The sequence below is a fragment of the Aneurinibacillus danicus genome, assembly GCF_007991215.1.
GTDB lineage: Bacteria > Bacillota > Bacilli > Aneurinibacillales > Aneurinibacillaceae > Aneurinibacillus > Aneurinibacillus danicus.
Map to the genome: position 1 here is coordinate 1 of NZ_BJXX01000087.1, position 23,340 is coordinate 23,340.

Sequence of the window (23,340 nt, forward strand, 5' to 3'; positions counted from 1 at the left end):
CCGGGGAAAATCCCCGGCTTTTCTTCTCGTTATTGTACCTGCTGCTTGGCGAGCGTTACGTTGACAGTTTGTTGCTTGCCGCCGCGGTAGAATGTAACTTTTACCGTATCGCCAATCTGTTTCTGGAACAAATACTTGCGCAGCTGCGCCTGGTTTTCAATTTTCTGGTCGTCCAGCTGCACAATAACGTCATACCGTTTCAAGCCTGCTCTGTCGGCAGGACCCATCGGGCTTACGTCTTTAATTACAACCCCGTTTTCTACACTATCCGGAAGCTGCAGCGGATCTTTGCGCGCTTCATCCGGTACGGATGCGAGATCCACCGGTGTTACACCCAGCATCGGACGCTGCACGGATTTGTATTTGATAAGATCGTCGATAATTTTGCTGGCGTCGTCAATCGGAATCGCGAAGCCGAGACCTTCGACGCCTTCTTTGGCGATTTTCAGGCTATTAATACCGATCACCTGTCCGGCAATGTTCACCAATGCACCGCCGCTGTTCCCCGGGTTAATCGCCGCGTCCGTCTGCAGAACATTCACTTCGAAGTCTTTCTCGTTATCCCCGTTTAAATCAATCGGCATCGTCCGCTCGGTGGAACTAATAATACCCTGGGTAACCGTCCGGGAGAAATCAAGGCCCAGCGGATTTCCGATGGCGATGGCCGGCTCTCCGGCTTTCACTTTCGAAGAATCACCGAATTCAGCTACCTGCTGAACCTTCGATCCATCAATCTCAAGCACAGCCAGGTCAGTCAGCGTGTCGGCGCCCACCACTCTTGCATCCAGATTCTTTTCACCTTTTACAAGTGATACCTGTACACGCTGTGCGCCTTCAATTACGTGGTTATTCGTTACAATGTACGCTTTGCCGCCGACTTTGCGGAACACGATGCCCGAACCGGTGCCCGCTTCTCCCTCTTCAGTTTGCCCGAAGAAGTCGCTTCGCTGCTGTATATTAATGACACCTACTACCGCGTTTTCCACTTTTTGTACTGCCTGGACGATACCTGAATTTACATCAACGGAATAATTGACTGTATTTCCTCTATTAGGCGCAGGAGTCTGCTGGCCCGGCTGTTCGGCAGCAGACGGCGCGTCCCAACCTGGAAAATAACCTGATTTTAATAGCGTAGGCACCATCATCAATACCAAAAGACCGCCGATAATGGCTGAAACAAGCGCGATAAAAAACGTGGAGGCCCCGCCTCGTCTGCCTCGCTTACGATTGTCGTAAAAATCATCGTTGTAATAACCCATAGCGCTGCTCCTTTCTGTACCTCATCATCTCATATTTGCTAGTATTACTAATTGTGCTGCTTCATTTACGTATGATTTCCTGCATTACGGTAGGGCGGACGGGCGAGGTGTCCATCAGCTTGATGTCTTCACCGTCTGTAAACCCGTATTCCTGGAGGATGTTCTTCACTGTCAGGCGCGCCAGTTCCGTCATATTATTCTCCTTGCTCAGATGAGCGAGATAGACGGTTTCGCCTTTGCCCGAAAGAATATCGCCGAGCGCTTCTGCGGCTGCCTCATTGGACAGGTGACCGACATCGCTTAGAATTCTGCGCTTTGTGTTCCACGGATAGCTTCCCATCCGCAGCATCTCTACATCATGGTTCGATTCGAAAATATAGGCATCAGAACCGCAAATCGTATCCTTGATGCGCTGGCTCACGTAGCCCAGGTCGGTCGTCAAGCTCACTTTGGCGTCATCTTCATAAAAACAGAAACCCATCGGCTCGGCGGCGTCGTGCGACAAACCGTACGACTCGACTTTCATGTCTCCGAACTCCACCGTTTCGCCCACTTCCATAATCAGGCGCTGGTCTTCTGCAATTTTGCCCAACTGGCGGTCGAGCTGTTCCCATGTTTTCGCATTGGCATAGACAGGGAGCTGGTACCGCCGCGCCAGCACGCCTACTCCTTTTATATGATCGGAGTGTTCATGCGTAATGAGAATCGCATCCAGGTCTGCGGCACTCACACCTACTTCTTCCAGCAGACTCTCTACTTGTTTACCACTTAACCCGGCGTCTACCAACACTTTACTATTCTTTGATTTAATAAAAAATGAATTTCCAGTGCTTCCACTGGCAAGCACGCTAAACTCCATAAGCCCATCTTCTCTCCTTTGGAATGAACAGGCGCCTCTATTTACTAGTACTATTATTGGAGATAATCTTATTTTTTTCAAGAGGAGGGGCCTGCTCTACAGCGCCTGTAAGACCGTTCACATAATGGACGCCTTCGCTGTGAACGACCCGCCAGACAGGAGCCAGCACCTGAATATCGGCATCATACATATGGCCGTAATAGCCAATCGACACATCCAAAATCTTCTCCCCATACCGGATATACCCGTTGTCCAATAATGTACGAACCGCCGTGAACGCAGGAATAATCTTCCGGCCGGTCCCCTGGTTGACAATCTGCACATGAATTTGCTTGTAGCCGATCATTCGATCCTGTGCCAACACAATTTCAAGTGGAGCACTGAATATTACATATTTCCCGTACTTCTGGACGTACCGCTGCACAGTACTCGAACTCCGTTTGGCATCAAACACATAGTCCCGGGCGTATGCCGCGTATGGCTCCAGGCTCTTAAGCATCTCCGTTTTATTTACGAAATTAGATAGGGGAACGGGTTCATTAAATTTTACCATAACGCCCACTCCTTGCTGTCCGAGAATCTGTCCGGTCAGCGTCTGCAAATGGTGAGCGAAACTCGTAAATCTTACATTAACATAATTCATTTCCGGTGTTTCAGACGGGATTTCCGTATCCAGCTTAATGTTGCGCGTCTTCAGAAGTTCTTCGAGGCTTGACGGAATCAACTCGCCCTGCGGCGCGGTTTCGATATCTCTGTTCTGACTCATAATCACCTGGTAGCCCAGAAAAAGATCAAGCAGCAGGAACGTTACGATTAAAATGGTTTTCGCTCTACTCCAGTCCATGTTCCCTTCCTCCCGCTCACTTGCCGAATCCGGCGACATCCGCTTCTACATAGAGCGGCTCCTTATCTTTCAAGTACACCACCCAGCACGGCTTCATCTCAATAAAGTCATAAATCGAACGGGTATAGAACCCAAGCTCTATCGATCCGACCTGATGTTTGTTAATCCCCTTGTTCTCCAGCCATTTCATCAACTCGGTTCCGGAAACAACCGTGACAGGAATGCGTTCGAAATACAAATCCAGCTGCCGCATCGGATAATACAACTCGGAGACATTGCCTCCCGATACACGGGCAGAGATCGTATTCAAATCCGGTCCGTCGCCGCTAAATAACGGATACGTGCCGATATATTGACGGAAACGATACGCTACGGTATTCTCCCGGTTTACGAAGTTTACGTCATCGACACTTTCCAGGTAATAGCGGCCAATCCAGCCGCCGTGCTGGTTGATGAAAGAAAGAGCCGAGCTAAGCGCTTCATAATTGGGCCGCTCTCCTTGCGCTTTTTCCCATTCATGCATCGGGTGGCGGTACAATAGATAATTTCGCTCTGAAGGAATGGATACGGATTGGCTGCCGTTCGTATAAATCATCGTACCGTCCCGCTCGGTCACCTGGCGGGTTAAACTGGCATCCACAAACATGGCGTTCAATACTTGTTGAACAGTCAACGGCTGATAAAAATATCGGTAACGCGACATTTTCTCCCGTCCACCGGGAAGATAGATCGGATCATAAAAGGCATAGCGGGTCGTTCGAATATCATCCTCTAACCTGTCGACAAATGTCCGGTACAGGATTTGCTCCGAAAGTCCGGCAAGATTCCCGGGCGCAAACAAATTCTCTACCTCTTCCGGCTCTACTGACGTATGTACGCGGATGACCTGCTGATTACGGTTAGAGATAAGAAGCGCATCAACCGCGTTTTTCTCCTCATTTTCATAAAGAAGGATGCGGCTTATGGAGCGGAAATTTCCTTCGGCATGGCTGCGGAGCGTAAACAATTCACTTGCGATATCGGCCGGAATTTCATGATTGTAGACAATTTCCACCGACCTTCTCTTATTAATTAACTCCTCCCACTCTTCTTTAACCAAATGGGTATCGACAAAGTTATAGAAATACCATTGGTTCATCCGGGACATCAGCTTCTCATACATAGCCGATTCAATCGGCGCCTTTCTATGCTGGCCTTCTCCGGTATGAAACATCAGGAAAGACGGACGAATAACATCCGTTACCTCATATTTGTGGCCGGCAGGCTGCGGCGCCACATAGTCGGAAGGCGTCAAATTTTCCAGCTCAGGCGTGCTATTCCATAAGAAACCTGAGAGCATCAGACTTATGATGATAAGTAAAGTCAGGACGATTGTTTTCAGTCTTTCAAGCTCCATCTTCATTCTCCCCGTATATCGGAAGTGTAAAGCTGACTCGTGTTCCTTTCCCCCACTCGCTATCAATCTCAATCGTACCGCCATGGGCGAGCACAATCTGACGGGCGATGGAAAGTCCTAAGCCAGTCCCCCCCATACTGCGGCTGCGCGCCTTATCCACGCGATAGAAACGTTCAAAAATTCGATCCAAATCGCGTCTGCGAATGCCTATTCCTTCGTCAATAATCTCAATTCGCACGACGTTCTCTTCTTCATGTGCCTGAATTACCACCGTCGTATTCTCGCTTGAATATTTCATTGCATTCGAAATAAGGTTGTCCAATACCTGAATGATATTGTCCCGGTCCGCTTTGACCCTGGGAAGCCCGCTTTCGGGTACGTCAAGAGAAAGAGCGATGTTTTCCTGCTGACTCCGCAGCGCAAAACGCTCGGTAACATTGTGCAACAGCTCCCGAACGTTAACCGGCTGCAAATCGAGTGCATATTGCCCGGCATCATACCGGGAAAGCTGCAGCAAATCGGTCACCAAACGGGTCATTCGATCCGTCTCGTTCAACAGCACACGCAGAAACCGCCGGGAAAGTTCCCGGTCATCAACCACGCCTTCTTCCAAAGCTTCCAAATAGCTCTTTAGCGTTGTAAGCGGCGTGCGCAGCTCATGTGAAACATTGGCTACAAACTCCTTACGTTCCTTCTCCAGCGCTTCCTGCTCGGTCACGTCCTGCATAACGGCAATAATACCGGAGTTTTTCTCTTCCTCCCGGCTTTTGAGCACCGTGAATGAGAAACGAATCAGGCGCTCTTCCCCTTCTACATTCATATCCATTAGCAGCGAACCGTTTTTCTCGAAGAGGGAATCCCATTCCTCTTCATTGGGAACGGCAAGAACTTCATAGAGGTTTTTGCCTAACACCGTTTTATAACTCACGCCCAGGATACGCTCGGCCGGCTTGTTGACAAGAATAATGTTGCGGTCGCCGTCCGCGGCGATAACCCCGTCGGTCATATTAGCCAGAATGGAAGATAGCTTTTCTTTCTCCGCTTCCGTCTGGGAAAGCGCCTGTTTAAGCTTCCGGGTCAAAAGGTTAAATGTCTCTCCCAATTGGCCGATTTCGTCTTCGGAATAGATACGTACCCGGCCATTGAAGTCACCGTTTGCCATGGCAGTCGCCTGCCGGGTAATTTCCTTGACAGGCGTTGTAATCGTACGGGCTAGCACAATACCGAGCGCCGCAGTCAACAGCAGGGCGAGTACGGTACCCGTAGCAAAGATCCCGTTAATTTGACGCATCGTATGATAGACTTCTTCCATCGATGCTACCATATAAAGCACGCCAAGAATCTTTGTTCCTTTTTTGATTGGAAGCGCCAGCACTTTGACCCGCTGTCGGGTCTCCGGGTTGTATTGAATCGAATCGTTGCGTGTGCCGAGCAACGCCATATTAATCTCAGCGCGCGTGTTTTTCTGACCGATGAACGCTTTATTTTCTTCCGTGGTTGTCAGCACGGTACCGTTCTGGTCCAGCAGTTGGACATCTGCGTTGCGCAGCGCGAACAGATTATGGATTAAGTTATCGATATCTTCCCGCGGAATGTTCTCTTCTTCCAGATACTTCTCTACATTCACCGCCAACAAATTGGCCTGGGTATTCAGCGTCTCGTCGAAATTGTTGAGATAATAGGATTCCGTAGCGCGGATGAAGTAGGCTCCGATGACCTGCATCGCAATCAGGATAAGCAATAAATAAAGAATCACTACTTTCCATTGAACCGTTTGAAAAAAACGGACCCGCTTCATCGTCTATTCCTCCACGTTGCTGCGCATCATATACCCGAGCCCGCGCCGGGTGATAATGTAGTGGGGTGAGCTCGGATCATCCTCAATTTTTTCGCGCAGACGACGTATGGTGACGTCCACCGTGCGCGCATCGCCAAAGTAATCAAACCCCCATACCGCCTGCAGCAGGTGGTCGCGTGTCATAACCTGTCCCCGGTTTTTCGCCATATAATGCAACAGGGCAAATTCGCGGTGTGTAATATCAATCTGCTGGCCGTCTTTTTCAACCGTATACGATTTCATATCGATAATGAGCTGACCTACCGTAATTTTCGTGGAAGGCTCGCTCTCTTTCTTCTTTTCTTCCGCAAGCTCTTTCGTATGCCGTCGCAGATTCGCCTTGATTCTGGCGAGCAGTTCACGGCTGCTGAACGGCTTGGTAACATAGTCGTCGGCTCCTAGCTCCAGGCCTAATACTTTATCCAGCTCGCTGTCTTTGGCAGTCAGCATGATGATCGGAACATCAGACGTACGCCGGACCACCCGGCATACTTCCATACCGTCTTTGCCCGGCAGCATGATGTCAAGCAGGATTAAGTCAGGCTTTTCTTTTTCCGCCAGCGTGACGGCGGCATTTCCGTCATAGGCACATACAACATCGTAGCCTTCTTTTTCTAATGTAAACTGAAGAATATCTGCAATCGGACGTTCGTCATCTACTACCATTATTTTATGTCTCATGGTTTCACCTCTCCTAGACTTTTTCCACTTTCTCTATGAAAATCCTGCTCTTCTTTCTATAGATCAAAAAAAGCCGGCGCAAGTTGGACCCGCGTCGGCTTGTTCTTCCTTGAATTATCCTTAACGGAGAAAGAGCATGGGATTGATTGGCTCTCCATCCTTGTGAATTTCAAAGTGCAGATGCGGTCCCGTAGAGCGTCCGGTATTGCCGGACTTGGCGATGACTTCACCCTTCGCTACGATGTCCCCCTTCTTCGCTACAAAACCGTCCAGGTGACCGTATAACGACTGATAGCCGTTTCCGTGGTCAACAATCATACACTTACCGTATCCTCTCTTTATTCCGACAAAAGTGACGCGGCCATGATCCGATGTATAGACCGGCGTACCGATTGGCGTTGCAAGATCGATGCCCGCATGTATACGGCCCCAGCGCTTGCCGAACGGCGAACTGAGTATTCCCGCTGAAGGCATGCGGAACTGGCCGTCACCGCGTGAAGGTTTCACTTTTGTACCCCGAATCATTACTTTCGTTACCGGCTGCTGTAAAATCTTCTGGTGCACTGCATTTTTTTGCACCAGCTTTCCATTCTCCTTGACCAGTTCGTAGACGACCTGCTTGCTACCGTTCTTTCCCTGGACGATTGTCTTATCATCGCCGCGATATTTTGTCGGATCGGGTTTGACATTTACCCGGTAAGGAATGGCGAGCGTTTCTACGGTTTCGTGTTTAGAGACAATGGTGACTCCCTTTTTCATTCTATTCATCAACTGCGGCTCTTTCAGGACTTGCTCCGGCAAAATTTTCCCTTCTCTGATTTGAATATTCTCTTTAATGCTTACCTCAGATAGATCGGACTCCATCTGTTTTGCCTGTTCAGGACTTACATTACCCGCTCCCGCCGTTAAATTTTGCGTCGCTTTTTTTTCATTATAGGAAGCTTTCAGACTGGTAAGGGTCTGATTGATAGTCTTTTGATCTCTGGCGTAGGCTATGACCTGGCCGTCTACAACAAGCTGAGCCGCATTCGCTTCCACCTGTACCGCGGAGGCCAGCTTATTCAGCACGTCTTCTTGCCTGGTACCTTTTCCGTTATAGTGCTGTTTTTCGGTAATAGAGATTTCCTTATTGAAGCCGAGGGCCAAATCAGGGTATTTCTTCTTCTCGGCCGCCAGCCTGTCCCCCAGCCATTTGCGGACAGCATCCGGATTCTCGATACTACCGATTTCCTTTCCGTCCAACGAGATGTGATAAAGTGTATTTACGTTTGACTGATAAACATAGCCGCCTGCAGCCGTACCGCTGACTAGAAGTAATGCGGCCATGATTCCAAATGCAATCTTCCCCTTGTTTTTTGTATCCTGAACGAATTTCACGCCATGAAACCATGTACCTTTCGTCCATGACGACATTCTTTCGATAAACATTGCTACCTCCCTTTTCTCCTGCTGCCTGACTCTGGAGTGAAAAACTACCCATACAAAACAAAAAAGGGAATCCTGTAAAAGTATCCCTTTGTCTCTGTTTATTTTTAGTTAATGTACCGGTTTTATACATCAAATAAGACATTCGGACCTATGTCTACACGCCATCTTCCAAACACTCCTTCATAGTACCATCGGAAGAATACTACGGCAAGAAAAAATGACATATTTTGACATGAAATGATAGGATTGAGAGGAAAGAATATACAAAAAGGCCCTAACAGTTTGCAAGTCAGGGCCTTACCATACTCTATTTTATTCTAGAGGGCATATACGCTGCGAACGATGTTTGTCTGTTCACGATCCGGACCAACAGAGAACGTGGAAAGCGGAATGCCTGTGAGCTGCGTAATGCGCTCTACATAATGACGCGCATTTTCCGGCAGCTCATCCAGGGAGCGAACACCTGTAATGTCTTCATCCCAGCCCGGCAGTTCTTCGTATACCGGTTCACACTCGGCCAGAATGTTCAAATTGGCCGGATAATGCTCGATGACTTCGCCTTTGTAGCGGTAAGCGGCACAGATTTTCACCGTCTTAAGCCCGCTTAATACGTCAAGCGAGTTTAAGGACAGGGCGGTAATCCCGCTGACGCGGCGTGCATGGCGCACCACTACGCTGTCGAACCAGCCTACGCGGCGCGGACGTCCTGTCGTTGTACCGTATTCACGGCCCACTTCACGGATTCGGTTGCCAATTTCATCGTGCAGCTCCGTCGGAAACGGACCGTCGCCTACGCGGCTTGTGTATGCTTTTGCCACACCCACGACATGATGAATCTTCGTCGGACCGACACCGGAACCGATGCAAACGCCGCCGGCAACCGGGTTAGAAGACGTTACAAACGGATACGTACCCTGGTCAATGTCCAGCATAACGCCCTGGGCGCCTTCGAAGAGTACGCGCTTGCCTGCATCAATCGCATCGTTAAGCACAACGGATGTATCTGTTACGTATGGACGGATGCGCTCCGCATATGTAAGATATTCGTTCATAATCTCTTCTACCGTAAAGCCTTCTGTTTCATAGTATTTTTCAAACAGACGGTTTTTCTCTTCGAGATTGCGGCGCAGCTTCATTTCGAATACTTTTTTATCCATCAAGTCTGCCATGCGGATACCGATACGCGCCGATTTATCCATGTATGCCGGACCAATCCCTTTGAGTGTCGTACCGATTTTGTTATCGCCTTTTTTCGCTTCTTCGGCTGCGTCAAGCTTCATATGATACGGCATGATAACATGCGCACGGTCGCTGATGCGCAAATTGTCCGTGCTTACGCCATTGCTATGTAAGTAATCCAGTTCTTTAACCAGCGCTTTCGGATTGACGACCATGCCGTTTCCGATTACGCAAATTTTTTCTTTGTAAAAAATCCCCGAAGGAATTAAGTGCAATTTATATTTTGTCCCGCCAAAAACGATGGTATGACCCGCATTGTCTCCACCTTGATAACGAGCGACGACTTCCGCTTTCTCCGCAAGGAAGTCAGTGATTTTTCCTTTTCCTTCGTCCCCCCATTGGGTTCCTACAACTACTACGGTTGACATTGGCTGGGCACCTCCTACTTTTCTAACATACTAAGTTTAGCAACGGCGTTTCTGTATGTCAATAAAAACCGAACGATCGGGTTTTATCTTTATGATTTGTTCGAGAATGCTGTGTAAAAAAGAATAAATCCCTATCAGGTAGGATAGGGATTTTCCTAAAATCTATACGTTGCTTATCCTTGCCCCGGCTCATTATGCTGACTGAGGCTGACGAATTTGTTATATTCCTTGAGAAAGGCCAGCTCCACAGTTCCTGTTGGACCGCTCCGCTGTTTGCCGATGATGACCTCGATGATGTTTTTTCGCTCTGTTTCTTTGTCGTAATAGTCATCGCGATACAGAAAGGCGACCATGTCCGCATCTTGTTCAATGCTGTTATGAACAACAAAATCGTTAGCAATAAAATTATGGTTGCCTGGAACTGTAGCGTCAAACACCTCCTCTACGCCAAGCGGAGTAATGGAGATAATTTCATCCCAATAAAGATCAGAGTTAGCGAGATCAGACAGCCTTTTATCAGGAATTACTTGTGACAGTCTAAGCATCCTGTCTCTAGATAGTCCGCTTTTCATCAGGGTTGAGCCACAATAAGCTGTATCTAAACCGCTGCTGACTTTTCGCCAGCTAAGTCCGTAATTATCTTTTACAGCAGACACATAAGTCCATATTTCTTTCGGAACAATATCTCGGTTTGGATTTTTGGTTTTCGTTTGCAATGCTGCTATGAAATCGATTATTTTCTCGCCTCGAGCACCGAAGCATCCAATTTCACTTAAAAATAACATTTGCATTTCTTTTCCTGAAATGTCGACATGGTAGCCAGGACGATGTTTGCCTTGAGGAACCTGACGAAGCGCACTCAATATACCAAGCCGTAACAATAGATGCTGAACTTGTTCAGCCAATCTTTTACTTGTACTGCTGTAATATATCTTCCCTGGCTTGCCTTCTTTATAAAAAATACATCCGTCAGTCGCCCAAAGATGATGCAAAAACAAACGAATGGCACCCTTCGGCTGCTTGAATAATTTAGCTGGAATACGTTTTTCGTAAGAACGTAAATTCCATATCCCCATCTCTTCAAACCATAGGGCAATCGGGTGGCGTTTTCCTCTTGCCAGGCGGTAAGGTGAAGGAAGATAAATATGCTTCCATGTGCCTTGCTCTACCACACGCGCTGTAATTCCGAATAATTTATTGGCTGCTTGAGCTACATAATCAAGATTCGCTTTATCCTGGCTTGTATAATGAATAGGCTGTCTAGAAACTACACACCCATCGCCAATTAGATGGGCTAGCAAACCGAGTTCTTCCTCACTCATTATTTCCTCATTACTACATTGGTTGGCCAATTCAATTTTTCTTCCTATAGCTACCCGGCTGCCCGTCTGCAGCTCTTCGACAGCCTTCCAACCGTTAACCGTATAAAAAGGGTGATTGGCAGAAGCTTTAATTGTGCGTCCGCTTGCCGTTTTCAATTCAAACAACTGTTTATAACCACTGCTGAACACTTTGCTAATATTCGCCACTTCCAGCTTTAAATCGCCGTTCATGCTCAGCACGGGGATGTTCTCCTGGCCAACCAAAGAACCGATTTCCACCTGCTCTCCGGTATCTGCCCGCGTAATCAATGTATCATACGACAAACATCCACTCTCCCTAATGTCCGACAGCATCGGACGCTTGTCCTGACGCTGCTCTACCGCACGGCTAAGCTGTGACAGGGCAATGACCGGGCATTCCAATTCACGGGAAATGAGCTTCAGTGTCCGGGAAATCTCCGAGATTTCCTGCTGGCGGTTATCGCTGTTGCCGCCCCTTCGCCCGGTAATCAACTGAAGGTAATCAATCAGAATCAAACCGAGACCGACTTCCGCTTTCAGACGGCGGCACTTCGACCGGATTTCCGACACGGTAATCCCCGGCGTATCGTCGATATAAATCGGCGCGTTTGCCAGTGTACCGATCGCCATCGTGAGCTTGTGCCAGTCCTCTTCGGCAAAGTATCCGGTGCGCATCCGCTGCGCATCGATGTTTCCTTCCGCACAAATCATCCGCTGTACAAGCTGTGTCGCGGACATCTCAAGACTAAAGATCGCAACCGGAGCCCCGGCACGTGCCGCTACGTTCTGCGCTACATTCAAGGCGAACGCAGTCTTGCCCACCGCCGGCCGGGCAGCCAGAATGATAAGCTCCGAAGGCTTCAATCCAGCCGTCATCTTGTCAAGATCCGGATATCCCGTAGGCAGCCCGGTAATTTCCCCCTTGTTGTTGGACAATGTCTCGATATATTCGTACGTATCCATCAACACGTCTTTGATGTGCTGGAAGCTCGATGCCCGCTGGCGTTGGGAGATTTGCATAATCGTTTTCTCCGCATCGCTTAACAGGGCGGGCACATCTTCGCCCATTGTGTAGCTGTCAGTTACAATCTTTGTTGCTGCGCGAATCAACCTGCGCAGAGTCGATTTTTCTTCCACAATTCGTGCATAGTACTCCACATTGGAAGCGGTCGGAACGGATGTAGCCAAATCGGTGAGATAGGAGACGCCTCCCACTTCATCAAGCTGTTTGCGGTTATCCAGCTCGGCCGTAACCGTAACAAGATCTACCGGTTCATTCCGTTCCCCCAAATCCACCATAACCTGAAAAATACGCTGGTGAGAAGTTCGGTAGAAATCCTCCGCCGTTAGAATGTCCGTCGCTGTAATTAGCGCTTCCCGCTCCAAAAAAATAGCCCCCAAAACGGCCTGCTCGGCCTCAATGTTTTGGGGTGGAATGCGATCGAGGAAAATATCACTCATGGCTTATCCCTCAATTCTATTCTTCAACGACATGCACCTTCACTGTCGCTGTAACTTCCTGATGCAGTTTAATCGGCACATTGGTGTAGCCGAGGGTGCGAATCGGCTCAGGCAGTTCAATCTTCCGTTTATCCACCTTGAAATTCGCTTTCTTCAATTCTTCAGCGATCTGCTTCGTGCTTACGCCGCCGAAGAGACGTCCGCCTTCACCGGACTTGGCTTTAATCGTAATCGTCGTCTCTTCCATAATTTTTGCCAGCTTTTTCGCCTGCTCTAACTCTTCCTTCTTGCGCTTCTCTTCGCTCTTTTTATGCGCTTCCTGCATTTTCAGATTACCTGCCGTCGCTTCCTTTGCGAGGCCTTTTTTCAGCAGGAAATTGCGTGCATACCCTTCGGAAACCTCTTTTACTTCTCCTTTTTTTCCTTGTCCTTTTACATCTTGCAGAAAAATTACTTTCATTTTAGTTTCCCCCCTTGGCAATTCTTAAGCACTTGTTTGAGCAGTTCCACAGCTTCTGCGACAGTGGTATCTTTCAGTTGTGTCGCCGCATTATTTAAATGTCCGCCCCCGCCCATCTGTTCCATAACTACCTGAACGTTGAAATCGCCCAGGGAACGGGCGCTAATGGCTACCAGATCATCTGGCCTGCGGCAGACGACAAACGAGGCTTCAATGCCCGCCATGGTCAACAATGTATCCGCAGCCTGCGCAATAAGGAGTTGACCGTATTTCTCACTCTCTTTTCCTGTTGCAATGGCAATCGCTCCGCCCAGTATCTCGGTATGCCGGACGATCTCTGAACGGCGAATATACTGCATTAAATCTTCTTTTAGCAGTACCTGTACGAGCGAGGTATCGGCCCCTTTGCGGCGCAGAAACGAGGCGGCCTCGAACGTCCGCGAACCGGTACGGAATGCGAAGCTCTTTGTATCGACCACAATACCGGCAAGCAGCGCAGTCGCTTCAAGCACATCGAGTGTCAGATTCTCTCCCTGGTACTGGAGCAATTCTGTCACAAGCTCGCTGGTCGACGATGCGTAAGGCTCCAAATAGATAAGCACCGGGTCGGAAATAAACTCTTCCGAACGCCGATGATGGTCAATAAGAACAACCCTGTTGGTGACATTCAGCAGGCGCGGTTCAATGACCATCGATGGACGATGCGTATCCACCACGACGACAAGCGTCCGTTTAGTCACCATCTGTATCGCCTGATCGCTTGTAATGAAATAGTCGTTAAGGTATTCATGCTCTTCCACTTCCTGCATCAGCCGTTCGATAGCCGGGTTGCTTTCGTCAAGTACGATATAGCCCTGCTTTTCGGCAGCATGCACCGCTTTCAGTACGCCGATGGCGGCGCCGATCGCGTCCATATCCGGCATCTTGTGACCCATGATGAGCACCAGATCACTCTCAAGCATTAAATTACGCAGCGCATGGGAAATAACACGAGCACGTACCCGATTTCGTTTTTCGACCGCATTCGATTTTCCGCCATAAAAGGTGATTTTATCTTTGACCTTAACGGCCGCCTGATCGCCTCCACGGCCAAGCGCCACATCCAGACTTGATTGTGCCAGCTCTCCCAGCTCAATGAAGGTATCAATGCCGGCACCTACACCGATGCTAAGCGTGATCGGAATTTTATTCTTGCTGGTCATCTCCCGCACAACGTCTAAAATATCGAAACGGGTTGCCTCCAACTGTTGCAGCGTCCCCTGATCGAATACGGCAAGAAATTTGTCGGAAGAAATACGGCGTAGATAAATACCGTACTGATGCGCCCATTTCGTAATCGCCCCTGTAACATTGGTCAGCAGCAAACTACGGCTCTGTTCATCCATTCCCTGTGCCACTTCATCGAGATTATCCATATGCACAATGGCCAGCACTAATTTCTCTTCTTTATAATGCATCTGAAGTTCTTTGTACTCGGTCATATCCGTGAAATACAACAACCGCTCTTCAGGACGGTGCAGCACTTCATAGATACGTTTGCGGTAGGTCATCTCCGCCTGCTGTTCGTTGTCTTTCATGTCCGCAAGCGGCGGAAATACATCAAGCAGCGAATCGCCAATTAAATTCTCTTTTTCTGTCATCTGCAACAGGTACGGATTGTGCCATTCGATGATTTTATCTTCATTATAAAGAACAATTCCAATCGGCAATTCGTTAATTACTTCATCTCCGGCTTTTTTAATGCGATGGCTTAACGTTGTGATATAACCCTCTATCTCATCGCGGAAAAGCTGCTGGTTATGAAACGTAAGATAGCCGCTGCTCGCAATGACGACGAACCCAAGTATTGCGAACACCCAGTTCACATACACAGCAAGCAGTCCGGCCGCCAACAGACAAAAAATGAGAGCGACGATGATATGCGAGCCAAACCAGCGTTTTGCCAGGAACTTCGGCATATACTCAGCTCCTATTATTGAAAAAATCGATTCCGCAGGTTAAATCCTACATCCAGAACCCCTATTAAGAGTAGTATATAGCTAAACGGCGGAATAAGGAATAAGATTACCGGAACAATCAATAGCCCCTTTCTCAGGTTCCGCTTGTAGATCCAGTAGGCGATAAAACTCAGCGCCTGTACTGAAAATAGCAATTGCAGTACAATCATTACATTTAGCACAACCATATAAAGGAAGCGGTAATCCTGCACATCTTTTATCATGAACAAAACAAGTACAATAAGATAATAATACAAAATAGAACGAGGAAAGCGCAAATTATGTAAAGCAGGAAGCGCCTGAATCTGCATGCCCATACGCTGAGCAATCCGGCGGAAAAGTACATGGTTAATTAATGACGAAAAAAGCGCTGATGAAATCAAAAGTCCAGGAATCATAGCAGAAATCAGCGAAGGAATTTGCGTCTTCATGTTCTCAAGCGATTCCCTGAACTGCACCAATTGCTCGGCCTGGGCGCTGTTTTTCTGATCTCCGGGAAGCTGTTTAAGCGAGTTATCCAGCTGTGCCTGCATATCCGTAATCACTTGATTGGATATCTGGCCCATTCCTCTAACCATATCATCTACAGGATTGGTTTGCATGACGGCCATTATAAGCCCGACGCTAACAAATACAAAAACAAGCTCTACCACCGTTCCAAGGATCAGAACATGACCGGCCGGCTTTTTATGCCGGTAAGCAATTCCCATCACCAGCCCCATGACAGCTGCCGGCAAAGCAAGAAGCAATCCCGGAAAACTTGCAAAAAGAAACGATAAAACAACAGCCACGAATACGGTTAATGCCCCCATCCTGGCATCGTGGCGATATCCATATACAGAAAACGGTACAGGCAGCGCAAAAGCGGCAACCACACTTAACGGTGTGTAAAACGCAGCAAAAAAGAGCACAAGAAAAATCGCGCTCATGAATGCGCCTTCCAATATTGCCCGTACATTACTTTGCACAGTTCCTTCACTCCATTCCTTTACATCATCAGCAAATCCTCACTAAATTTATCATAAACGTCCGCCGTGTGGCAAACAAACGGCGTATAATACACAAAAAGAGGCACGAGAATTCTTCTCTGCCTCTTTTCATCATCTATCTTACTCCCTTACTCCGTTACGTACGGCAACAGAGCAACTTGACGAGCGCGTTTGATTGCAATAGTCAGCATGCGCTGATATTTTGCGGAAGTACCAGTCACACGGCGAGGTAAAATTTTACCGCGCTCGCTGATGAACTTCTTCAGCAAATCCACATCTTTGTAGTCGATGTGCGTAATTTTGTTAGCAGTAAAGTAACATACTTTACGGCGCTTACCGCGTCCACGACGTTGTGCCATGAAAATTCCCTCCTTTTGTTAAATAATCACACCGTAGCGTTATTAAAATGGTAAGTCATCATCCGAAATATCAATCGGACGTTGATCGTCAGCAAAGGGATTATCGTTAAACGAATCGCGCGAACGGCCACCGCTATTATTGCCGCCAAACGGGGACGGCCTGTCAAAACCACCGGCATAGGATGATTCGCCGCCCTGGCCTTGTCCGCCACCCAGGAATTGAACATTCTCGGCCACAATCTCCGTCACATAAACGCGACGTCCTTCTTTGTTCTCATAGTTACGCACCTGAATGCGCCCTTCCACAGCGGCTTGCTGTCCTTTTTTCAGATACTGCGCACACAGCTCGGCCAGCTTGCTCCATACTACAATCGGAAGAAAGTCGGTCTCCCGCTCGCCCTGCTGGTTCGTCATGCGACGATCAATCGCAAGTGTAAATGTAGCTACAGCCGTTCCGTTCGATGGCAATAGGTAAGACTTTGGACTTATGAAGCCCCCTTTGCTAGTAGCTTCGTCCTCTATCTTTTCCCCTGCCCCAAACCGGACGTGCGAGTTTCCCCGCATCCGGCTTTCCATCGAAATAAGCCTAACTTTTCATAGTTAAGAGAGATTGACTACGGAACGGAAGTCAATCCCCGACCTTTTACCCTTAATTTTACCTTTTAGCTTTTCCCTGTACTTAGACAACTTCTTTGCAATCTTTCCCTCACCTATGTCCTCAGTACCATGTATTAATTCATGGCATTTTTGATGGACGATAGCCAGATTTGAGACCTTATTGATTTTATCCAATGGCAGGTTAGGGTCGATATGGTGACAATGATATTCCGAGAGTAAAATATCGACGTCACATATTTTACATTTGCCTTTGTCCCTATTCCATGCATATTCCCGATTCATAAAGTATTCAAAGTTGTACTTCCGCAGACTATATTTCTTTGACCTTGAATTGTGCTTTGCAATCCTAAAGCTATCCGGGTTGTATAGTGGTGGACGGTGTAATCTTCTTTTCTTTTTAGCACTTTGGTCATACAGTTCTCTCCCCTTTATGGTGTAGGGAGTCATTTCTTGATTGAAATTCTTTACCCTGTCTGAACCAGTCATGAAGAATTTAGTAACACCAATCCATAACCCTTCAACCTGAATCGCATGGCATTTGGTTGTGTATCCTTCATGCCTCGAAGGTCGATTTGCGAGTTCTTTTGCCATAACCGTAAGGTTATCCTGTTTGCCACCGTTCTGATTGAAGAACATGTACTTCCAAGTATAGTGACAGACTTTGAACAACTTGTTATCAAGGCTCGAAAACATCTTGCTACATATCGACTTGTTGTAATACTGAGATAATCCAATAATCATCGAATTGGCTTCTTCGATTACAACAGCCCTTTGATAATCACAAGTGGTTGTTTTGAGCGTTTTGATTTTATCGAGAATCTTGCGGAAACTCATATTGAGTTTCTTAGGGTTTGGGTAGACTTTACAAGTCAGTTTGCGCTTTCTGAGTTTGCCTGTTCTACCTGTAAAGGTTCTCGGTTTATCCACCCTTATATCGAAACCTAAAAATGTCATTGGTTTTTCAGTAAGGTCTGTTATGACTGTTTTATCCGGTGACAGGGTTAGCCGCAGTTTGTGTTTAAAATACTTATGAAGCATTTTAAGCCTTCGTTCTGCTTCTTCCCTTGTCTTAGTAAGAATAACCCAGTCGTCGGCATATCTTACTATGAATACTGGTTCGCATCCGATTTGTCTAAGTTTTCTACGCGCATTCTTTGCCGTTGCATACTTGTCAGTCAAGTAGTTGTTTTCGTACCAACTTGATACAGTCCAATCAAAATCATTTAGGTATGCGTTAGATAGCAGGGGACTGATTATTCCACCCTGCGGTGAACCGTATAAAGATTCTTCATATTTGTTTTCTTCCATTATTCCTGCTTTAAGCATCTTTTTCAGAAGGATTAGTACTCTTCTGTCCAATATGCCTAATTTCTGTACTTTCCTGAGTAGCAGTGAATGGTCGATGTTGTCAAAATATGATTTGATATCTCCCTCAATAGCGAATCTGTATTCTCCCAAATTGATTAGACTTGCAATCCTTGCCATGGCGTGATGAGTGGACCGATAAGGTCTAAAACCATAACTATGGGGATAGAATTTCGCTTCGAGAATCGGCTCGATGACTATCCTCGTACATTCCTGTATGATTCTGTCCTGTATTGTTGGTATTCCCAACGGTCTCATTTTCCCGGTATTACCCTTGGGAATATAACGTCTCCGTACTGGCATCGGATTGTAATTGTCCATTGCACTTTGGATGGTACGAATCAGTTTTTCCCTTGGCATTTGTAGATAATGATTGACCACTTTCTTATCAATACCTGCCGTCATACTGCCCTTGTTGGACTTTATGTTATGAATGGCAGTGATAATGGTGTGCTCATTCTTTATCAATTCGTATAACCCGGTGAAGGATTTTCCTTCCTTTGAATGCTTGTAGAGGGTGTCCAATACGCTTTTTAAAGCATATTCGGACTCTACTTGGATATCAACCCTCACTTCATCATCCCTTTCTTATCAGGATGAAGTGTCTAAGTGAGTTAGCCATAAACCTTCGGGTTTTATTCCTCCGGCGTTGTCCAAGCTGTGCGTGGGTTTAGGTTCCTTTATTCCGACTGCCTCCCTTCGCCATGTAGACGGCTTTCCCGTCCTCGGACTACTATGAAGGCTCTGACTTCCTGCTGAGTATCACCGACCTGACAATCTCCTCTCAACAGGCTCTCCCACGTTCCCTGTTTCTTATCCCTTGTCTTTCTGTTCCTTAGGTGTGTACCCTATCCCGGAGAACCTGAATGCACTTTGAACCTCAGTTGTGGTGCATTCTCACAGATTATTTCAAATCTGTGGTTGTAGTGACAACACACAAGATACTACAACGTTTCTCATTGTCCCTTTCGGGTGAACTGCGTTACGAGACTGCATACATTCGGGCTATAGCCCTCACCATAGAACAGTTTTAGGGAGACCCGCATCACTTTCACCATATCCAGTTGGACTTAGGTTACTTTGGATTACGACTTCACCTAGCTTCATACGGTTTGCGCTGTCAGACGCACTCCGCATGTAGGAGTATTAGTCCTCGTGCCGGGCTTATTGCCCGTAGGTTCTGCACGGCTTCCGAGTTTCACGGAAGATTTCAGAAACAGAGTTCTTGACTAGAATTTCTAGCCCGTTGCTTTTCCCAATCTATGATTGGTTAGGCAAAACGTGGCGCACGCGTATAACGCAGTTCCGGATCTTTCGTTAAGCGACCTAACAATACCGCACGATTCAACACGATAACCCCTCCAAATCATCAGACTTATTTTTCGTCTTCGCGAACAACCAGGTAACGAATGACATCGTCGCTAATCTTCATCAGACGTTCCATCTCATTAACAGCCTGCGGCTCGGATTGGAAGTTCATCAGCACATAGAAACCTTCACGATAATCATCGATTTCGTATGCCAGACGCTTTTTGCCCATTTCAGTAACCTTCTCCAATTCACCGCCGTTCTCCGTGATTACATTGGAGTAACGTTCAACGTTCGCCTTAGTGACTTCTTCTTGAAGGTCCGGGCGTAAGATGTACATAACTTCGTATTTGCGCATACTATTCACCTCCTTCTGGTCTAAACGGCCCCATCGGTATGGGACAAGGAGCGAGCCCGTTTCACACGTGGCAATTCTAAACTCGCATTCTGTAATTATACTTAATCCTCTTTGCCACTGCAAGTATTTTGTGAGAAGAACTTCTTACTCATATATTACCAGTATTTTACATTTGTGTCTACTACATTTTACACTGCTCTTCCGTTAATCAGCGTTATTTTCATCTTATTCTTCCGACTCTATACGTTAAACCGGAAATGCATAATGTCTCCATCCGCCACTACATACTCTTTTCCTTCCAGGCGAAACTTGCCGTTCTCCTTGGCCTGTGCCATCGACCCTGCCGCAATCAAATCATCATATGCTACCACTTCCGCACGAATAAAGCCGCGTTCAAAGTCATTATGGATAACGGCCGCCGCCTGCGGAGCCTTCGTACCGCGGCGAATCGTCCAGGCGCGAACTTCCTGAACCCCTGCGGTGAAATACGTAATCAACCCAAGCAGCGCGTACGCTTCACGAATTAAACGATCGAGCCCGGATTCTGCAAGGCCAAGCTCTTCAAGGAACATTGCTTTGTCCTCTTCGTCCATCTCCGCAATCTCCGATTCTACTTTCGCTGAAATAATCACGACGCCGGATCCTTCAGCCGCAGCGAATTCCTTAACCTTCTCTACATGTGGATTCTGTCCGTTTTCCGCCTCTTGAATACCGTCTTCGCTTACATTCGCCACGTACAGGACCGGCTTCATCGTCAGCAGGTGGAAATGGCGGACCAGCTTCTTTTCATCATCTGTTAAATCAAGACTGCGGGCCGGCTTCTCGTTTTCCAACGCTTCTTTCAGCTTCAACAGCACATCGTATTCCGCTTTCGCTTCTTTATCGCCCGATTTCACTTTCCGTCCCAGACGGTCGACGCGGCGTTCTACGGACTCCAAATCCGCTAGAATCAACTCTAAATTAATGGTCGTGATATCGTTAATCGGATCGATTTTTCCCTCGACGTGTGTAATGTTTTCGTCCTCAAAGCAGCGGACCACGTGCGCAATCGCATCTACTTCGCGAATATGAGACAAGAACTGATTGCCGAGACCTTCCCCTTTGCTGGCACCGCGAACAAGACCGGCAATGTCAACAAATTGGAACGCAGTCGGAACAGTCCGGTTCGGCACCACAATCTCCGTCAGCTTCTTCAGACGCACGTCCGGAACTTCTACGATCCCTACATTCGGTTCAATCGTACAGAATGGATAGTTGGCCGATTCGGCACCTGCCTGTGTAATCGCATTAAACAGCGTAGACTTTCCCACATTGGGAAGTCCTACAATACCGCAAGAATTCGCCATGTATGTAAACACTCCTCATTCGAATTTCCAAAAACACTTTCATCATTATAGCACGATTACCTGGTCGGAAAAAAGAAAACTTCCCCTGCCTTTCTCTTCCGCAGCGGGGCATACTACACCCAGGAGGTGAAATCAATGGCAAACGAATACTTAAACGAATATCCACCCGCCCAGTTATCGGAAAAAGAAGTGGAAAGACTACAAGCGCTCGAGAAACAACTAAGCGAAGAGATGAAAAAGCCGATTTTGTTGATGGCTTTTGAAAATGAACGCCCTATGCAATAGTTTATACAAAGAAAGCGAAGACCGGAAACTCCGCATCTTCGCTTTCTGCCTTATGCTTGTTCTTCTTCAGCACGGACCAGTACCTTTTTTAAGCTTTTCTCAAACTTCTGGCGCGGGATCAGTACGCTATGGTCGCATCCCTGGCACTTTAATCGGATGTCCATTCCCATTCGGATAATTTTCCACCGGTTTGTGCCGCATGGATGCTGTTTTTTCATCTCTACGATGTCTCCAAGCCCGAATTGCTTGCGCTCCATCTGTGTCCCCCCTCTTTTTTCTTATGATGAAGCTTTTTGACCGCTTGATTCCTTAGAGGCTTGTTGTTCATTTTCTCCACGCTGCGGAATCATGACCATGTGCGGATACGGGATCTCAATTCCTCGTTCGTCAAACATCCGCTTGATATCCGCCCGTAGACCGCGCATGACCGGAAAATGCTGAAGCGGCTGGCACTCCGCAATAATTCGGATAACCACGTCGGAAGTGCCAAAACGCTCTACGCCGAGCACTGTCGGGGTGGCTACGATTTGCTCGTATTCCTCTTCCCATCTTGGTGCCGCCTCTTCCAATATTCTAACGACTTCATTAATATCTTCTCTCAACGACACGCTGACATCGACCACCGCGATAGAATTGGCGACGGAAAGGTTCGTGACCTCGGTAATGTTACCGTTCGGCACGATATATACCTCACCGGTCCAAATCTTGATGCGGGTAACGCGCAGCCCAATCTCCTGTACCGTTCCCGTTACATTATTAACCGTAATTACGTCGCCTACCGCGAACTGGTCTTCAAAAATAATGAAGAATCCTGTGATGACATCCCGCACAAGGTTCTGTGCTCCGAAACCAACCGCAAGACCGAGCACCCCTGCACTCGCCAGCAGCGGCTTCGGATCGTATCCAAGAAACGTAAATATATTTAGAAACGCAATAAAATAAATCGTATATTTAACAATATTGTTTAATAGCGTACGCATGGTCTGGCTGCGGCGCGTATCCATCCGCAGACGATCCAATTTTCCGCCGGCGCTCTCCCGTTCCTGAAACAAGCGGTTAATCGCGGCGCTTGCGACAGTCACGATAATCTTGGCAACGATAAGCATGACGACAATTTTTAATGACACTTTGCCGAAAGCAATCCACTTTTCTACATCGGTAACATAAGCAATAAAATCGTCGTAGTACTTGGTGAAGTCCACGTATCCAATTCCTCCTGTCTGCTCTTTTTATGCTCCACACTCCGTATTTGTCTCTTTGGAGAAAGGTACGTACAGTCCTTTTACCATATGATAATACCCTTTTATCTCTACATTTTCATCTCTAATAATACGTTCGGCCGTCCGAAAATCTTCCACCGGAACGTCAATGGAAAGCGCACAGCCGGCTGTGATCTCTTTCGGCGTCGGCCTTGTATCAATTTCAATGTCCGCGTATTCAAGCAGCATCTCCGCCCGCAGCGCCTGCTGGGTAGAATCAAACGCAATTAAAATACAGGTATTCATTCGCTTCTCCTTTTTCTGTGAAGATCGTGAGAAAA

General features: G+C 47.4%; 21 protein-coding genes. 1 reads left to right on the top strand and 20 read right to left on the bottom strand.

What is annotated here, in order from left to right; all coding sequences use genetic code 11:
* Positions 1-29: 29 nt before the first annotated feature.
* The 17 genes from ADA01nite_RS10565 to ychF form a co-directional block, all read right to left on the bottom strand.
* Positions 30-1,259, bottom strand: coding sequence for a S1C family serine protease (locus ADA01nite_RS10565; protein WP_146809932.1), 1,230 nt, complete (start codon positions 1,257-1,259; stop codon positions 30-32).
* A gap of 61 nt (positions 1,260-1,320) precedes the next feature.
* Positions 1,321-2,118 (bottom strand): MBL fold metallo-hydrolase, encoded by a 798-nt coding sequence (locus tag ADA01nite_RS10570; protein WP_146809933.1) that lies wholly within the window; start codon positions 2,116-2,118, stop codon positions 1,321-1,323.
* A gap of 37 nt (positions 2,119-2,155) precedes the next feature.
* On the bottom strand, positions 2,156-2,962 hold the full coding sequence (locus ADA01nite_RS10575; protein ID WP_170230224.1) for a two-component system regulatory protein YycI: 807 nt from the start codon (positions 2,960-2,962) through the stop codon (positions 2,156-2,158).
* Positions 2,963-2,978: 16 nt separating this feature from the next.
* Positions 2,979-4,358 carry a YycH family regulatory protein gene (locus tag ADA01nite_RS10580; protein WP_170230225.1) on the bottom strand — a complete coding sequence of 460 codons (1,380 nt, stop codon included), beginning with the start codon at positions 4,356-4,358 and terminating at the stop codon, positions 2,979-2,981.
* Complete coding sequence (gene walK, locus ADA01nite_RS10585) at positions 4,348-6,156, bottom strand: cell wall metabolism sensor histidine kinase WalK (protein WP_146809936.1); 1,809 nt, start codon at positions 6,154-6,156, stop codon at positions 4,348-4,350. The genes ADA01nite_RS10580 and walK overlap by 11 nt, the downstream gene beginning before the upstream one ends.
* A gap of 3 nt (positions 6,157-6,159) precedes the next feature.
* A complete protein-coding gene (yycF, locus tag ADA01nite_RS10590; protein WP_146809937.1) occupies positions 6,160-6,876 on the bottom strand; it encodes a response regulator YycF in 717 nt (238 codons plus the stop codon).
* A 120-nt stretch (positions 6,877-6,996) separates the two neighbouring features.
* A complete protein-coding gene (locus ADA01nite_RS10595) occupies positions 6,997-8,304 on the bottom strand; it encodes a peptidoglycan DD-metalloendopeptidase family protein (RefSeq protein WP_146809938.1) in 1,308 nt (435 codons plus the stop codon).
* 317 nt (positions 8,305-8,621) lie between these two features.
* Complete coding sequence (locus tag ADA01nite_RS10600) at positions 8,622-9,911, bottom strand: adenylosuccinate synthase (RefSeq protein WP_146809939.1); 1,290 nt, start codon at positions 9,909-9,911, stop codon at positions 8,622-8,624.
* Positions 9,912-10,084: 173 nt separating this feature from the next.
* Positions 10,085-12,715 carry a replicative DNA helicase gene (locus ADA01nite_RS10605; RefSeq protein WP_146809940.1) on the bottom strand — a complete coding sequence of 877 codons (2,631 nt, stop codon included), beginning with the start codon at positions 12,713-12,715 and terminating at the stop codon, positions 10,085-10,087.
* Positions 12,716-12,731: 16 nt separating this feature from the next.
* Positions 12,732-13,175 (bottom strand): 50S ribosomal protein L9, encoded by a 444-nt coding sequence (gene rplI, locus ADA01nite_RS10610; protein ID WP_146809941.1) that lies wholly within the window; start codon positions 13,173-13,175, stop codon positions 12,732-12,734.
* On the bottom strand, positions 13,172-15,133 hold the full coding sequence (locus ADA01nite_RS10615; protein ID WP_146809942.1) for a DHH family phosphoesterase: 1,962 nt from the start codon (positions 15,131-15,133) through the stop codon (positions 13,172-13,174). The genes rplI and ADA01nite_RS10615 overlap by 4 nt, the downstream gene beginning before the upstream one ends.
* A gap of 14 nt (positions 15,134-15,147) precedes the next feature.
* A complete protein-coding gene (locus ADA01nite_RS10620) occupies positions 15,148-16,101 on the bottom strand; it encodes a YybS family protein (RefSeq protein ID WP_146809943.1) in 954 nt (317 codons plus the stop codon).
* A gap of 188 nt (positions 16,102-16,289) precedes the next feature.
* On the bottom strand, positions 16,290-16,520 hold the full coding sequence (gene rpsR, locus ADA01nite_RS10625) for a 30S ribosomal protein S18 (protein ID WP_146809944.1): 231 nt from the start codon (positions 16,518-16,520) through the stop codon (positions 16,290-16,292).
* Between the two features lie 42 nt (positions 16,521-16,562).
* Entirely contained in the window at positions 16,563-17,096 is a 534-nt protein-coding gene (gene ssb / locus ADA01nite_RS10630; protein ID WP_246147303.1) for a single-stranded DNA-binding protein, read from the bottom strand.
* A gap of 24 nt (positions 17,097-17,120) precedes the next feature.
* On the bottom strand, positions 17,121-19,076 hold the full coding sequence (gene ltrA / locus ADA01nite_RS10635; protein ID WP_146809945.1) for a group II intron reverse transcriptase/maturase: 1,956 nt from the start codon (positions 19,074-19,076) through the stop codon (positions 17,121-17,123).
* An 802-nt stretch (positions 19,077-19,878) separates the two neighbouring features.
* Positions 19,879-20,169 (bottom strand): 30S ribosomal protein S6, encoded by a 291-nt coding sequence (gene rpsF / locus ADA01nite_RS10640; protein WP_146809946.1) that lies wholly within the window; start codon positions 20,167-20,169, stop codon positions 19,879-19,881.
* Between the two features lie 239 nt (positions 20,170-20,408).
* Positions 20,409-21,515, bottom strand: a complete 1,107-nt coding sequence (gene ychF, locus ADA01nite_RS10645; RefSeq protein WP_146809947.1) for a redox-regulated ATPase YchF — start codon at positions 21,513-21,515, stop codon at positions 20,409-20,411.
* 135 nt (positions 21,516-21,650) lie between these two features.
* On the opposite strand from ychF, the gene ADA01nite_RS22010 reads away from it, so the two are divergent.
* Positions 21,651-21,800, top strand: a complete 150-nt coding sequence (locus ADA01nite_RS22010) for a hypothetical protein (RefSeq protein WP_170230226.1) — start codon at positions 21,651-21,653, stop codon at positions 21,798-21,800.
* Positions 21,801-21,850: 50 nt separating this feature from the next.
* Here the strand turns inward: ADA01nite_RS22010 and ADA01nite_RS10650 are convergent, their stop codons facing one another.
* The 3 genes from ADA01nite_RS10650 to ADA01nite_RS10660 are packed head-to-tail and all read right to left on the bottom strand — an operon-like array spanning position 21,851 to position 23,305.
* Positions 21,851-22,057 carry a DUF951 domain-containing protein gene (locus ADA01nite_RS10650; protein WP_146809948.1) on the bottom strand — a complete coding sequence of 69 codons (207 nt, stop codon included), beginning with the start codon at positions 22,055-22,057 and terminating at the stop codon, positions 21,851-21,853.
* 21 nt (positions 22,058-22,078) lie between these two features.
* A complete protein-coding gene (locus ADA01nite_RS10655) occupies positions 22,079-23,002 on the bottom strand; it encodes a mechanosensitive ion channel family protein (RefSeq protein WP_246147304.1) in 924 nt (307 codons plus the stop codon).
* Positions 23,003-23,029: 27 nt separating this feature from the next.
* Positions 23,030-23,305: a putative Se/S carrier protein gene (locus ADA01nite_RS10660; RefSeq protein WP_146809949.1), complete on the bottom strand. Its 276-nt coding sequence runs from the start codon at positions 23,303-23,305 to the stop codon at positions 23,030-23,032.
* Between the last annotated feature and the right edge of the window lie 35 nt (positions 23,306-23,340).